Genomic DNA, 13,333 nt, shown 5'->3' on the forward strand with positions numbered 1-13,333 from the left:
TATGCCATTCCCCTCTTGGCACAATCTGATGCTGAATCCGCTGGCCGCGTTCGGCATCTTGCTGGCGCTGGGCGTGATAGGCGGCCAGATCGCCGTGCGCGTGGCGCGCTTGCCCGCCATCACCGGCTATATCGTCACCGGCCTGATCATCGGCCCCTACAGCCTGAATCTGCTGAACCAGCAATTGCTGAACGAAGCGTCGCTGTTCGTGCAGCTGGCGCTGGGCATCGCGCTGTTCGAAGCCGGGCGGCGCGTGGACTTGCGCTGGCTGCGCGTGGAAAAGACGCTGCTGGCCACCAGCCTGTTTTACTGCGTGTTGGTATTCGCCGCGCTGTTCGCGCTGCTGAACGCCGGCGGCTTTGGCGCGCCGGCCAGCCTGATGCTGGCGGCGCTGGGCATGGCCACTTCGCCCATCGTGGTGCTGGAGATCGTGCGCGAATCGCGCGCCGACGGCCAGGTCAGCGAGCGGCTGCTGACCGCCACCGCGCTGTCCAGCCTGTTGGCGATGATAGGCTTCGCGCTGGCGCTGTCTTACAGCCACCTGTCCGCCAATCACACAGTGGAAGAAGGCATCCTGATGCCGGGCTGGCTGATCCTGGGCTCGGCCGCGCTGGGTCTGGTCGCCGGGCTGGTGACTACCCAGTTGAACCGCTGGCTGGGCGGGCACCAGCGCGAAGCTCAGCGCGTGCTGTTGTTCGGCCTGATCGCGCTGGTCGTCGGCCTGGCCGACATGCTGCAGCTGCTGGCCTTGCTGGCCCTGCTGATCGCAGGGATGAGCACGCGCAATCTACGCCACGGTTATACCGTCAGCGAGCCGGGCATTCTGTCGCTGAGCCATGTCTTTACTGTGGCTTTCTTTGTCTCCGCCGGCGCCCACCTGTCGCCGCAGGCGCTGGCCGCGCACTGGCAGCTGGCGCTGCTGTGTCTGCTGCTGCGCTGCGGCATCGGGATGCTGGTATGGTGGCTGGCGGCGCGCGGCAACGGCTTGTCGCGCAAACAGGGCGCCTTGCTGGGCCTGGCGCTGAGTCCGATGAACAGCGGCTCGGCGCTGCTGCTGGGCCTGGGCATGGTGTCGCTGGGCGAAGCGGCACAGAGCTTCAGCGCGGCGCTGATGGCCGCGCTGCTGATCAATGAGATCTTCGCCCCCATCCTCAGCCGACTGGCGCTGCGCCTGGCCGGCGAAACCGCGGGAGCCAATCATGCTTGAATTCAACACAAGCCAGCCGCTCACCCTGGGCGTGGAGCTGGAGCTGATGATACTGAACCGCCGCGACTACAACCTGACGCGCGGCTCCGACGACCTGTTGCTGCAAGTCAACCGCAAGCCGCATGGCTTCGACATCAAGCCTGAAATCACCCAGGGCATGATAGAAATCGGCACCGCCGTCCACAGCGACGTCAACGCCATGCTGGAGGAGCTGCTGGCCATCCGCCAGCTGCTGGTGGACAGCGCGCACAAGCTGAACCTGGGCCTGGCCGGCGGCGGCGCCCACCCCTTCCAGCACTGGGACGATCAGCGCATCTACCCCAAGGAGCGCTACCAGCTGGTATCGGAACTGTACGGCTACCTGGCCAAGCAGTTCACCGTCTACGGCCAGCACATCCACATCGGCTGTCCGGACGGCGACGCCGCGGTGCGGCTCACCCACTACCTGGCGCGCTACATTCCGCACTTCATCGCGCTGTCCGCCTCGTCACCGTTCTATCAAGGCGTGGACACCGCCTTCCAGACCTCGCGCCTGACCAGCGTCAACGCCTTCCCGCTGTCCGGCTGCATGCCGGTGGTGCGCGACTGGGCCGCGTTCAACGAGTATTTCGAACGAATGGAATCGCTAGGCATCGTCGCCAGCATGAAGGACTTCTACTGGGACATCCGTCCCAAGCCGGAATACGGCACGGTGGAAATCCGCATCTGCGACACGCCCTTATCCATCGACACCCCGGTGCTGCTGGCCGCCTATGCCCAGATGCTGGCGCGGCGCTGCCAGGAAGACGGCTGGGACGACATCAGCCCGGAACCCTACCTCACCTACAGCTATAACCGCTTCCAGGCTTGCCGCTTCGGCTTCGATGGCGTGCTGGTGGACGCCCGCGGCAATCGCCAGCAGGGCTTGCAGGAAGACCTGCTGGACACCCTGCGAGAGCTGGAGCCGCACGCCGAGGCGCTGGGCAGCCAACGCCAGCTGGCGGCGCTGCGGCAGAAAGCGCTGAAATGCCACAGCGATAGCCGATGGCTGCGCCAGGTGTACGAGCACAGCGGCTCGCTCAGCGAGGTGGTGCGCCGGCAAAGCGAACACTGGATGTACGCGGCGCCAGGAGTCGGCGTAAACTGAGCGATCTCCATCATGACTTTCGCATCATGGCTTTCGAACTCCCGCCACAACCGGCGCCAGACCTGCCTGCGCGTTGGTGCATTTTTGATGATTCCCGGCTATGGCTGCTGGACAAAGCCCTGCCGGCATCCGCCCCGGCTGGCTGCGCGCTGACCGGCCAACGTTTTCTCGGCATCCACGAGCAACACAATCTGTTTCTGGCGGAACTCGTGGGCACGCCGCCTGCCAGCGGCGAGTGGCTGCCGCTGCGCCCGGCCCTGCTCGCGCTCCCCGCCGAGCAGGGCCAGGCCGCGGCGCGCGCCGCCCAGTTGCGCCAGTTTTTGCGCAACCATCGCTTTTGCGGCCATTGCGCCACACCGCTGGCCGTCAATAGCGACCAACTGGGCCGCCATTGCCCCAGCTGCGGCCAGGTCTACTACCCGCGCATCTCGCCGGCGATGATGGTGCTGGTGCACCGCGGCCGCGAGCTGCTGCTGGCGCGCAGCCCGCACTTCACGCCCGGCGTGTACAGCGCGCTGGCCGGCTTCGTCGAGCCCGGCGAGACGCTGGAAGAGTGCGTGCACCGCGAAACCTGGGAGGAAGTGGGGATCAAGGTGAAAAACCTGCGCTACGCCTTCTCGCAGTCCTGGCCGTTTCCCCACTCGCTGATGCTGGCATTCACCGCCGAGTACGACAGCGGCGACATCCGCCCGCAAGAAGGCGAGATTGAAGACGCCGGCTGGTTCGATATCGACGCCCTGCCCCCGCTGCCGACCGTCATCTCCATCGCCAACCACCTGATTACCCACAGCTGCGAGCAGATTCGAAACCATTTACTCTGAGTGGCTTTGTTAGTGGGATGGACGCCCCTTGCGCAAAGCGGCATCGAGGTGCCGCATTGAGAATGCGGGCGACTCGCTGACAGAACGGTGCGATGAAGACGCCATGCGTCATGGCGGACACTAGGGGCTGTTGACGTTTGGTGAGTGGATCGCGTTTGCGCCGATTTGTGCCGGAAGCAAGGCGCACAGTCCGCCGCATAGTCATTCTATGCAAGGGCTGGGCAACGTGGCTTCCGGCCCAAAGCGGCCAAACCCGCAGGGCCGGGCGCCTTTCCGCGCCGAATCTTCGTTGTTCCGCGCTGGCAGAGAATGACTACGCGGCGCGCGAAACGCCTCGATTCGTCGCAAAATGCATCCCGGCGCGACCGCCCACCAAACGTCAACAGCCCCTATGGCAGCCGCCCATGCCTTGGCTTCAGTCTTGGATTCAAATGCAAAACCGCTGTTGCGCAAGCCGGCATGCCGCGCTGCTTGCAACTTTTATTGCCGCCCATCGTCGCGCCTTTCGCTGCCCAGGAGGCGGCTGGGCTGACAGCCTGACGGGCGAAATATATCGTTCGCCTTTCCTCTGGACGCCCCAAGGCGCCATCCTTGCATCCCGTCGCCCGATAAAATCCCATATAGCGTAAAATAGCGAGCTATTGAATGCTGATGCGGGCATGCGCCGCGCTTTCCCGCTATTTTTTGAACGGAAATACCCATACCCATGCTTGACGATATCAAGAAAACCCTCTGGGCCGCAGCGGACAAGCTGCGCGCCAATATGGATGCCGCCGAATACAAGCACCTCGTTCTTGGCCTTATCTTCCTCAAGTACATCTCCGACACTTTCGCCGCCCGGCAGGCCGAACTGAAAAAGCGCTTCGCCGACGAGAGCGACGAATACTTCCTGCACGATTGCGATGATGAGCTGCTGGCGGAAGAGCTGAACGACCGGGACTACTACACGGCGGTGAACGTCTTCTGGGTGCCGGAAGCGGCCCGCTGGGAAAACTTGCGCGCCGCCGCCAAGCAAACCGATATCGGCAAGCGCGTAGATAATGCCCTGGCCGAAATCGAAGGCGAGAACCCCAAGCTCAAGGGCATTCTGGACAAGCGCTACGCGCGCGCCCAATTGCCGGATGGCAAACTGGGCGAGCTGGTGGATTTGATTTCCACGATTGGTTTTGGCGAAGACGCCAGCCAGGCGCGCGACGTGCTGGGCCAGGTCTACGAATACTTCCTCGGCCAGTTCGCCAGCGCCGAGGGCAAGAAAGGCGGCCAGTTCTACACCCCGGCCTCCATCGTCAAAACTTTGGTAGCCGTGCTGGCTCCGCACCACGGCAAGGTGTACGACCCCTGCTGCGGCTCCGGCGGCATGTTCGTGCAGTCGGAAAAGTTCATCGAGGCGCACGGCGGCAAGCTGGGCGACGTCTCCATCTACGGCCAGGAATCTAACCCCACCACCTGGCGTCTGGCGGCGATGAACCTGGCCATTCGCGGCATAGACTACAACCTGGGCCGCGAACCGGGCGACACCTTCACCCGCAACCAGCACCCGGACCTGCGTGCCGACTTCATCCTGGCCAACCCGCCGTTCAATATCAGCGATTGGTGGCACGGCAGCCTGGAAGGCGACCCGCGCTGGGCATACGGCACCCCGCCGCAAGGCAACGCCAACTACGCCTGGCTGCAGCATATGCTGCACCACCTCAAGCAAAATGGCCGCGCCGGCATCGTGCTGGCCAATGGCAGCATGTCCTCCAGCCAGAACAACGAAGGCGCCATCCGCGCCGCCATGGTGGACGCCGACGTGGTGGAAGTGATGATTGCGCTGCCCGGCCAGTTGTTCTTCAACACCCAGATTCCCGCCTGCTTGTGGTTCCTGGCCAAACAGAAGGCTACCCGCCAGGGCGAAGTGCTGTTCATCGACGCGCGCAAGCTGGGCACGATGATTTCGCGGGTGCAGGCCGAACTGACCGACGACACCATAGCCCGCATCGCCCAGACCGTCGCCGCCTGGCGCGGCGAGGCCGAGGCTGGCGAGTATCAGGACATCCCCGGCTACTGCCGCAGCGTCAAGCTGGCCGAGATTGCCGAGCACGGCCATGTGCTGACGCCGGGCCGCTATGTCGGCGCGGAAGAAGTGGAAGACGACGACGAAGCCTTCGCCGACAAGATGCAGAAGCTGACAGAACAACTGGGCGAACAGATGGCCAAGGGCGCGGAGTTGGATGCGCTGATTCGGCAGAAGCTGGGAGGGCTGGGGTATGAGTTCTGAGTGGTCCGATACAACTCTCGGTGGATTTGTCCGACTCCAACGAGGTCACGACCTAACCGCAAGCGAACAGCAGCCCGGCCCATACCCAGTCATGGGGTCAGCTGGGCAGAACGGATGCCACAACGTTGCAAAGGCGCAAGGACCAGGTGTGGTGGTCGGTCGCAGTGGCGCATCAATGGGCAAAGTTCACTATTCAGAATGTGACTACTGGCCACACAATACGTGCCTCTACGTGACGGACTTTCAAGGCAATAGTCCGAGATTTGCGTACTATCTCCTGAGCTCGCTCGACTTGGCGGGCTATAACTCGGGCAGTGCACAGCCTTCTTTGAATCGAAATTATATCTATGGTATGTCGCTCAGGATTCCACAGAGAGAAGAGCAAGATGCGATTGTGGAAGTTCTTAGCACCCTAGACGACCGCATCACCCTCCTGCGCGAAACCAACGCCACCCTGGAAGCCATCGCCCAAGCCTTGTTCAAGTCCTGGTTTGTCGATTTCGACCCCGTGCGCACCAAAATGGAAGGCCGCGCCCCGGAAGGCATGGACGAAGCCACGGCGGCGCTGTTTCCGGATGGGTTTGAGGAGTCAGAGCTGGGCTTGGTGCCAAGGGGATGGAGTTCGCAAAGCGTATATGATGTCTCCAAGGTTATTTATGGTGCCCCCTTTGCTTCGAAACGATTCAATACCGAGCAGGTTGGTAGCCCTTTAATACGAATCAGGGACTTAAAGGATGAAAATCCTGGAGTGTTCACTGATGAAGTCCACCCTAAAGGGTATATGACACAGCCAGGTGACATAGTCGTAGGCATGGATGGAGAATTCAGAGCATATATTTGGGGAGGTAAGCCAGCTTGGTTAAGGAAGGTCTGAACAAGTCTCCAATCTTCCCGTAAACTGACTCCCCCTCAGTCAGATCCAGGACGCCAGCATGCGACAGCAGATGACCTTCACCGATCTCGAACTCGCCGCTAAGAAGAAGCGCACCCGCCGCGAAATCTTTCTGACAGAGATGGATCAGGTCATGCCTTGGGCGCAGCTCGAAGCCGTCATCGATCCAGTGTATCCCAAGCCTGGCAACGGTCGCCGCCCCTACCCGTTGTCCGCCATGCTGCGCGTCTACTGCCTGCAGCACTGGTACAGCCTGTCCGATCCCGCCATGGAAGAAAGCCTGTACGAGATCGCCTCCATGCGCCAGTTCGCCGGCCTCTCCCTGGACGCCGTCCCGGACGAAACCACCCTGCTGAACTTCCGCCATCTGCTGGAAAAGCACCAGCTGACCCACGCTCTGTTTACCGCCATCCACCAGCATCTCTGCGACAAAGGGCTGATGTTGAAGCAAGGCACCATCGTCGATGCCACCCTGATCCACGCGCCCAGCTCCACCAAAAACGCTCAGGGCGAGCGCGATCCGGACATGCATCAAACCAAGAAGGGCAATCAGTGGTACTTCGGCATGAAGGCCCATATCGGCGTCGACGCCCAGTCCGGCTTGGTGCATCACGTGGCCGGCACCCCCGCCAATGTGGCGGATGTCACGATGGTCGATCAGTTGTTGCACGGCGAGGAAATCGATGTGTTTGGCGACGCCGGCTTTGCTGGCGTGCACAAGCGAGCCGAACACCAATCGCGAGCGGTGCGTTGGTGGATTGCGATGAGGCCCGGCCAGCGCAAAGCGCTGACCGATTCAGCCGACGACCGGCAGATCCAGCTGGGCGAAATGGTCAAAGCCAAGATTCGGGCCAAAGTGGAGCATCCGTTTCGGGTCATCAAGCAGCAGTTTGGCTACCTGAAAACACGCTACCGCGGTTTGAAGAAGAACACCGCGCAACTGATGACGCTGTTTGGGCTGGCCAACATCTGGCTGGCGCGAAAGGCCTTGCTGGCGGCGAGTTAAAAGGCCGTATGACCGGAAGCACCCGGTCATCCTCATGGCGGGCGATCTGGAATTGGTGGGTGAAATGCAACCGAAGCCCCGCGAGAAATTGCATTTCTGTTTGCGTGGCAGGTTGTTCAGACCTTCCTTAAATCAACGAGTATGTGTATTTCAACCATTGCCGGGGATTAGCCACGCGTTTGTACTTTTCTCGATTCGCCCACTGCTCGCAGCTGTCGAGGCATCCGAGACTGCAACAACAGTTATTCACTTGGGCAAGAATGATATTGACCGATTCCGTGTATTGCGTCCGGCCAATGAGGTGTTGAATGCATTCAACGATGTAGTCAGACCACTCTATTTGCAGATAGTCCAAGGAAAGCAGATGGCTGCAAATCTAGCTGCTCTCCGCGACACCCTCCTCCCCCGCCTAATTTCCGGCCAACTGCGCCTGCCCGAAGCGGAAGCGCTCATAGCCTGAGAACACCATGACTGAAGACCAACTGGAGCAGGAAACCCTAGGCTGGCTGGAAGACGTCGGCTACACCCGCCTGTTCGGCCCCGACCTGGTGCCGGAAGGCGCCGATTGCGAACGGGCCGACTATCGGCAGGTGCTGTTGCTGGAGCGGCTGCGCGGCGCCATAGCCCGGCTCAACCCGGGCATTCCGCTGGCGGCGCGCGAGGACGCGCTGCGCCAGGTGCAGGAGCTGGGCATTCCGGCCTTGTTGTCCGCCAACCGCCGTTTCCACCAGCTGCTGGTGGGCGGGGTGCCGGTGGAGGTGCAAAAAGACGGCGAAACGCGCGGCGACTTTGTCCGCCTCATCGACTGGGCGAACCCGTCCGCCAACGAATGGCTGGCGGTGAACCAATTCGCCATCAAGGGGCCGCGCCATAGCCGCCGGCCGGACATCATCCTGTTTGTGAATGGCTTGCCGCTGGCGCTGCTGGAGCTGAAGAACCCGGCGGATGAAAACGCCGATATCTGGAAAGCCTACGAGCAGATTCAGACCTACAAGGAACAGATACCGGACGTTTTCCAGTACAACGAAATCCTGGTGATTGCCGATGGTTCCGAAGCGCGCATGGGTTCGCTGTCGGCCAATGCCGAGCGCTATATGCAGTGGCGCACCATCGATGGCGTCACGCTGGACCCGCTGGGCCAATTCAACGAACTGGAAACCCTGGTGCGCGGCGTGCTGGCGCCGGCCTATTTGCTCGACTATCTGCGCTTCTTCGTGCTGTTTGAGGATGACGGCAAGCTGGTGAAGAAGATTGCCGGCTACCACCAGTTTCACGCGGTGCGCGCCGCCATTCAGCAGGTGGTGATGTCGTCGCGCCCCGGCGGCAGCCATAAGGGCGGCGTGGTATGGCATACCCAGGGCAGCGGCAAGAGCATCACCATGACTTGCTTTGCCGCGCGGGTGATGCAGGACGCCGCGATGGAAAACCCGACCATTGTGGTGATTACCGACCGCAACGACCTGGACGGGCAGCTGTTTGGCGTGTTCTCGCTGGCGCAGGACCTGCTGCGCGGGCAGCCGGTGCAGGTGGCCACACGCCAGGACTTGCGCGCCAAGCTGGCCAACCGGCCTTCCGGCGGCATCGTGTTCGCCACCATCCAGAAGTTCATGCCCGGGGAGGATGAAGACAGCTTCCCCATGCTGTCCGACCGCCGCAATATCGTGGTCATCGCCGACGAGGCGCATCGCACCCAATATGGCTTTGAGGCCAAGCTCAAGACCCTGAAAGCCCCGAAAGCCGCCGCCAATGACGATAAGGTCCAGCGGGCGGCCGAGCCGCACGCCGTCTATCAGGTGGGTTATGCCCAGCATCTGCGCGACGCCTTGCCCAACGCCACCTTCGTCGCCTTTACCGGCACGCCGGTGTCCAGCGAGGACCGCGACACCCGGGCGGTGTTTGGCGACTACATCCACGTCTACGACATGCAACAGGCCAAGGAAGACGGCGCCACGGTGGCCATCTACTTCGAGTCCCGCCTGGCCAAGCTGTCGCTCAAGGCGGACGAGCTGCCGCTGATAGACGAGGAAGTGGACGAGCTGGCTGAGGATGAAGAGGAAAGCCAGCAAGCCAAGTTGAAGAGCCGCTGGGCGGCCCTGGAAAAGGTGGTGGGCGCGGAGCCGCGCATCGAGGCGGTGGCGGCGGACCTGGTGGCCCACTACGAGGAACGCTGCAAGGCGCAAAACGGCAAGGCCATGGTGGTGGCGATGAGCCGCGACATCTGCGTCCACCTCTACAACGAAATCATCAGGCTGCGTCCGGACTGGCATGATGCCGACCCCGAGAAAGGCGCCATCAAGATTGTGATGACCGGCTCGGCCAGCGACAAAGCGCTGCTGCGGCCGCATATCTACAACCATCAAACCAAGAAACGCCTGGAAAAACGCTTCAAAGACCCCGCCGACCCTTTGCGCCTGGTCATCGTGCGCGACATGTGGCTCACCGGCTTCGACGCGCCTTGCGTGCATACCCTGTACGTGGACAAGCCGATGAAGGGCCACAACCTGATGCAGGCCATCGCGCGGGTCAACCGGGTGTTCAAGGACAAGCAAGGCGGCCTGGTGGTGGACTATATCGGCATCGCCAACGAGCTGAAATCGGCGCTCAAGGAATACACCGCCAGCAATGGCCGCGGCAAGCCGACCGTGGATGCCGCCGAAGCCTATGCCATTTTGGCGGAGAAGCTCGACATCCTGCAGAGCATGCTGCATGGCTACGACTATGGCGACTTCCTGACGGCGGGCCACAAATGCCTGGCCGGTGCAGCCAACCATATTCTGGGGCTGGAGGATGGCAAGAAGCGCTTCGCCGATGCCGCGCTGGCGATGAGCAAGGCCTTCACGCTGTGCTGCACGCTGGACGAAGCCAAGGCGGTGCGCGAAGAAGTGGCGTTCATGCAGGCGGTCAAGGTCATTCTGACCAAGCGCGATATCAGCCAGCAAAAGCGCACCGATGAAGAGCGGGAGCTGGCTATCCGCCAAATCATCGGCTCGGCGGTGGTGTCCGACGAAGTGGTGGATGTGTTCGAAGCCGTTGGACTCGATAAACCCAATATCGGCATACTGGATGAAGCTTTCCTGGCGGAAGTGCGCAATCTGCCTGAGCGCAACCTGGCGGTGGAGCTGCTGGAGCGCCTGCTGGAAGGCGAGGTGAAAAGCCGCTTCTCCGGCAATGTGGTGCAGGAGAAGAAGTTCTCCGAAATGCTGGCCAATGTGGTGAAGCGCTACCAAAACCGCTCCATTGAAACGGCTCAGGTCATCGAGGAACTCATCGAGATGGCCAAGAAGTTTCATGAAGCGGCCAACCGCAGCGAAGCATTGGGCCTCACTGAAGATGAAATCCGCTTTTACGACGCGCTGGCCAACAACGAGTCCGCGGTGCGCGAGCTGACGGACGAGACGCTGAAGAAGATTGCCCATGAGCTGACTGACAATCTGCGAAAAAACCTCACCGTGGACTGGTCGGCGCGCGAAAGCGTCCGCGCCAAGCTGAGGCTGATGGTGAAGCGGATTCTGCGCAAGTACAAATATCCGCCAGACCAGCAAGACGGCGCCGTGGAGCTGGTGCTGCAGCAGGCGCAAGCCCTGGGGGAAGCGTGGATTTGATGCAGGCTGTTGTGAAAATAATGTCAAAAAAGGATTGCCATGGGCTCAACCTGGCTCGTGCGCGCCGATAGCGGCGGCCGTCTTGCTCCGGAATTCAAATCCAGGGCCATCGTCGCCATTGGCTGGATTGAAGCGGGGAATACCTTGGACCTCGTCACGCGCGAAGACTTTTCGCAGCGTATGGCAGAGGCTTATCCGGAGGATTCAAAGCCCAAATAGCGCAGCGCCGCGGGGCAGGTGTTCCGGTTTGTGCGCGAAGTGCAAGTCGGCGACCAAGTGGTTACCTACGACAGTGCCCGCCGTCTTTATCTGGTTGGCAGGATTGTCAGCGCCGCACGGTATGACACCACCCTGTTTGAGGGGGAGTTTCCGACCTACCGCCAGATTGAGTGGCTGCACGAGGTGGCGCGGGATGACTTGACGGTCAAGGCCAAGAACTCGCTGGGTTCGACATTGACCCTCTTCAAGGTCTCGGCAGAAATCTACCGTGAGTTTGAAGCCCTGATGGGCGGCGGGCAGCCACAACAAGCGAGCGAGGAAGACGAGGGGCTTGAGGAAGAGGACCTCCTGCAGGATTTGCAAGCAAGGTCCCTCGAGTTCATCAAAGACCGGGTGAGCAAACTCGATTGGGAGCAGATGCAGGACCTGACGGCAGGGTTGCTGCGTGCTATGGGGTATAAAACCCGCGTGTCGCCCTCGGGGCCCGACCGCGGTAAGGATATTGTTGCTTCGCCGGATGGCTTCGGTTTTGAACAGCCGCGCATCATCGTCGAGGTGAAGCATCGCCGCGGCCAAATGGGGACACAGGAAGTGCGTGGCTTTCTGGCCGTCATCCGGCACCCTGGCGACAAGGGTTTGTACGTCAGCACTGGCGGGTTCTCGCGTGAGGCCTATTACGAGGCCGAACGCGCAAATAACCCCATCACCTTGATGGACCTGGATGACCTTGTCGAGGCCATCCTCGAACACTATGAGGCGATGGACCTAGAAACGCGCGTACTGTTGCCGCTGAAACGGGTTTACTGGCCGGCCTGACTCTAGCCGGCAAGGATTAAACGCTCCCCGTGGTTGACCTTCTGCAGGTAATACAGATGCGGCAGCTCGCCCGGGTAGCCGAGCCTGCATGCCTCCTGGCAAAGCGCCCAGGATTGCGTCCTGACACCATGAAACCCTGGCTGCCGGGCAATGCGCTCTAGCGTGTCCGCCAGGGCTGCGTAGTGGCGTTGCTGGGCTTGTGAGGTCAACAAGGCGTATAGCTCGGCCATCTCTTGCTTGGTGCGCCGCCAGGTCCAGGCTGTCCGTCCTCGAGCTGGCTGCCAACAGCGCCGCGCGGAAGGTGATGGGCTGGGCGGGGGACGCCTCTTCTTCCGCATCCATCATGTCGCCCAGGGTGGGCGTGCGGATTTCGATTTCCTTTAACTGTCAGCTTGGCTGTCTCCACCCGCGGCTTGAGAGCAGCAATGCCGAGGGGATTTTGCGTAGCCGTAGAGCGAGCGGTAGGATTGAGACTATGAAAAGCGAACTACTGGCCGGGGGAAGTTTTGGATTTGCGGAAAAACAAACGGGCCTTGCATCGCTACAAGGCCCGTGGAATATGGTGCCGGCGGCAGGAATCGAACTCGCGACCCCCTGATTACAAGTCAGGTGCTCTACCAACTGAGCTACACCGGCGAAGAGATGGGAATTATGCCTGTCCGTTTATTGGCTGACAAGAGGTTTAATGTTTTTTCTTGTGCTTTTGATGAGGATGGGTAGTTAACTTTTTGTTTTTATGCGCTTTGTGTTTATGCGCCTTGGACGGCCTATGAGCGTGTTTTTTTGCTTGGCGGGCCTTGGGCGCTTTGGCGGCGGAGTGGGCTGGCTTGGCCTTGGCGCGATGTTTCTTGGCTTCGTGCGTTTTCGCCGCATGTTTTTTGCCATGGGCCTTGCCAGATTTGGCATGCGTGCCTTTGGCTTTCGGCGCGCGCGTGGCTTTAGGGGCGCTGTGGGACGGCGCAGCCTTGGCGCGCGGCTGATGCAGCGGCTTGGCTGCAGGCGCCGGCTGGAAATCGCCAGGCAGCGGCTGATCTTCTGGTTCGGCGTGGCTTAGCGGGCTAGCAACAGCCAGGCCGATGGCGATGAACGTACTGATGAGCTTGATCAGATTCATGTTTTTATCGGATTTTGTTGGTCATGGCTGACGAACTGGATCGCAGCGGTATCAGCCTATATTAGCATGAGTGCGGCGGGGGGCCAGGAGTCGGCCCCCTGAGGAGACTGCGGCTGGGATCGGCGTGGCGCATCTCATCGTGCCGCGCTTGCGTTACAGGCCAGGGGCCGTGGCGGCCTCGTATGGCATGATGTTGCGATCATGCGCAAGGGCCGGCAAGCCAAACAGGCTGGCCGTCCATTGGACAACCAGCCTGTTTTGGCTTTGCGC

The 13,333-nt window shown here is 61.2% G+C and carries 11 protein-coding genes and 1 tRNA gene; 10 read left to right on the forward strand and 2 right to left on the reverse strand.

From position 1 onward, the window contains the following. Position 1: 1 nt before the first annotated feature. From BI343_RS01220 to BI343_RS01255, 10 genes are all read left to right on the forward strand, one after another. Positions 2-1,207 carry a cation:proton antiporter gene (locus BI343_RS01220; protein ID WP_071108330.1) on the forward strand — a complete coding sequence of 402 codons (1,206 nt, stop codon included), beginning with the start codon at positions 2-4 and terminating at the stop codon, positions 1,205-1,207. After that, positions 1,200-2,333, forward strand: a complete 1,134-nt coding sequence (locus BI343_RS01225) for a YbdK family carboxylate-amine ligase (protein WP_071108331.1) — start codon at positions 1,200-1,202, stop codon at positions 2,331-2,333. Before BI343_RS01220 ends, BI343_RS01225 begins: the two co-directional genes overlap by 8 nt. Before the next feature lie 26 nt (positions 2,334-2,359). Next, positions 2,360-3,154, forward strand: coding sequence for an NAD(+) diphosphatase (nudC, locus tag BI343_RS01230; RefSeq protein WP_071108332.1), 795 nt, complete (start codon positions 2,360-2,362; stop codon positions 3,152-3,154). Between the two features lie 706 nt (positions 3,155-3,860). Beyond that, a complete protein-coding gene (locus BI343_RS01235; protein WP_071108333.1) occupies positions 3,861-5,414 on the forward strand; it encodes a class I SAM-dependent DNA methyltransferase in 1,554 nt (517 codons plus the stop codon). Continuing rightward, complete coding sequence (locus BI343_RS19175) at positions 5,404-6,288, forward strand: restriction endonuclease subunit S (RefSeq protein WP_083340735.1); 885 nt, start codon at positions 5,404-5,406, stop codon at positions 6,286-6,288. The genes BI343_RS01235 and BI343_RS19175 overlap by 11 nt, the downstream gene beginning before the upstream one ends. Positions 6,289-6,346: 58 nt before the next feature. Then, a complete protein-coding gene (locus BI343_RS01245) occupies positions 6,347-7,312 on the forward strand; it encodes an IS5 family transposase (RefSeq protein ID WP_083340712.1) in 966 nt (321 codons plus the stop codon). A gap of 34 nt (positions 7,313-7,346) precedes the next feature. Next, positions 7,347-7,772 carry a restriction endonuclease subunit S domain-containing protein gene (locus tag BI343_RS19510; RefSeq protein ID WP_139165602.1) on the forward strand — a complete coding sequence of 142 codons (426 nt, stop codon included), beginning with the start codon at positions 7,347-7,349 and terminating at the stop codon, positions 7,770-7,772. Between the two features lie 7 nt (positions 7,773-7,779). After that, on the forward strand, positions 7,780-10,914 hold the full coding sequence (locus tag BI343_RS01250) for a type I restriction endonuclease subunit R (RefSeq protein ID WP_071108335.1): 3,135 nt from the start codon (positions 7,780-7,782) through the stop codon (positions 10,912-10,914). Positions 10,915-10,953: 39 nt separating this feature from the next. Beyond that, positions 10,954-11,133, forward strand: coding sequence for a hypothetical protein (locus tag BI343_RS20125; protein ID WP_211269363.1), 180 nt, complete (start codon positions 10,954-10,956; stop codon positions 11,131-11,133). 30 nt (positions 11,134-11,163) lie between these two features. Continuing rightward, positions 11,164-11,949, forward strand: a complete 786-nt coding sequence (locus BI343_RS01255; protein ID WP_211269364.1) for a restriction endonuclease — start codon at positions 11,164-11,166, stop codon at positions 11,947-11,949. A 560-nt stretch (positions 11,950-12,509) separates the two neighbouring features. Here BI343_RS01255 and BI343_RS01265 read toward each other — a convergent pair. After that, positions 12,510-12,585 (reverse strand) — tRNA-Thr (locus BI343_RS01265). A 46-nt stretch (positions 12,586-12,631) separates the two neighbouring features. After that, positions 12,632-13,063: a hypothetical protein gene (locus BI343_RS01270; RefSeq protein ID WP_071108336.1), complete on the reverse strand. Its 432-nt coding sequence runs from the start codon at positions 13,061-13,063 to the stop codon at positions 12,632-12,634. Positions 13,064-13,333 lie beyond the last annotated feature (270 nt).

The sequence above is a fragment of the Chromobacterium amazonense genome, assembly GCF_001855565.1.
GTDB classification, from domain to species: Bacteria; Pseudomonadota; Gammaproteobacteria; order Burkholderiales; family Chromobacteriaceae; genus Chromobacterium; species Chromobacterium amazonense.

What these genes read in the sequence shown, in the direction of transcription:
- BI343_RS01220 (WP_071108330.1), top strand. Translation starts at nt 2, where the DNA reads ATGCCATTCCCCTCTTGGCACAATCTGATGCTGAATCCGCTGGCCGCG.
- BI343_RS01225 (WP_071108331.1), top strand. Translation starts at nt 1,200, where the DNA reads ATGCTTGAATTCAACACAAGCCAGCCGCTCACCCTGGGCGTGGAGCTG.
- nudC (WP_071108332.1), top strand. Translation starts at nt 2,360, where the DNA reads ATGGCTTTCGAACTCCCGCCACAACCGGCGCCAGACCTGCCTGCGCGT.
- BI343_RS01235 (WP_071108333.1), top strand. Translation starts at nt 3,861, where the DNA reads ATGCTTGACGATATCAAGAAAACCCTCTGGGCCGCAGCGGACAAGCTG.
- BI343_RS19175 (WP_083340735.1), top strand. Translation starts at nt 5,404, where the DNA reads ATGAGTTCTGAGTGGTCCGATACAACTCTCGGTGGATTTGTCCGACTC.
- BI343_RS01245 (WP_083340712.1), top strand. Translation starts at nt 6,347, where the DNA reads ATGCGACAGCAGATGACCTTCACCGATCTCGAACTCGCCGCTAAGAAG.
- BI343_RS19510 (WP_139165602.1), top strand. Translation starts at nt 7,347, where the DNA reads ATGGCGGGCGATCTGGAATTGGTGGGTGAAATGCAACCGAAGCCCCGC.
- BI343_RS01250 (WP_071108335.1), top strand. Translation starts at nt 7,780, where the DNA reads ATGACTGAAGACCAACTGGAGCAGGAAACCCTAGGCTGGCTGGAAGAC.
- BI343_RS20125 (WP_211269363.1), top strand. Translation starts at nt 10,954, where the DNA reads ATGGGCTCAACCTGGCTCGTGCGCGCCGATAGCGGCGGCCGTCTTGCT.
- BI343_RS01270 (WP_071108336.1), bottom strand. Translation starts at nt 13,063, where the DNA reads ATGAATCTGATCAAGCTCATCAGTACGTTCATCGCCATCGGCCTGGCT.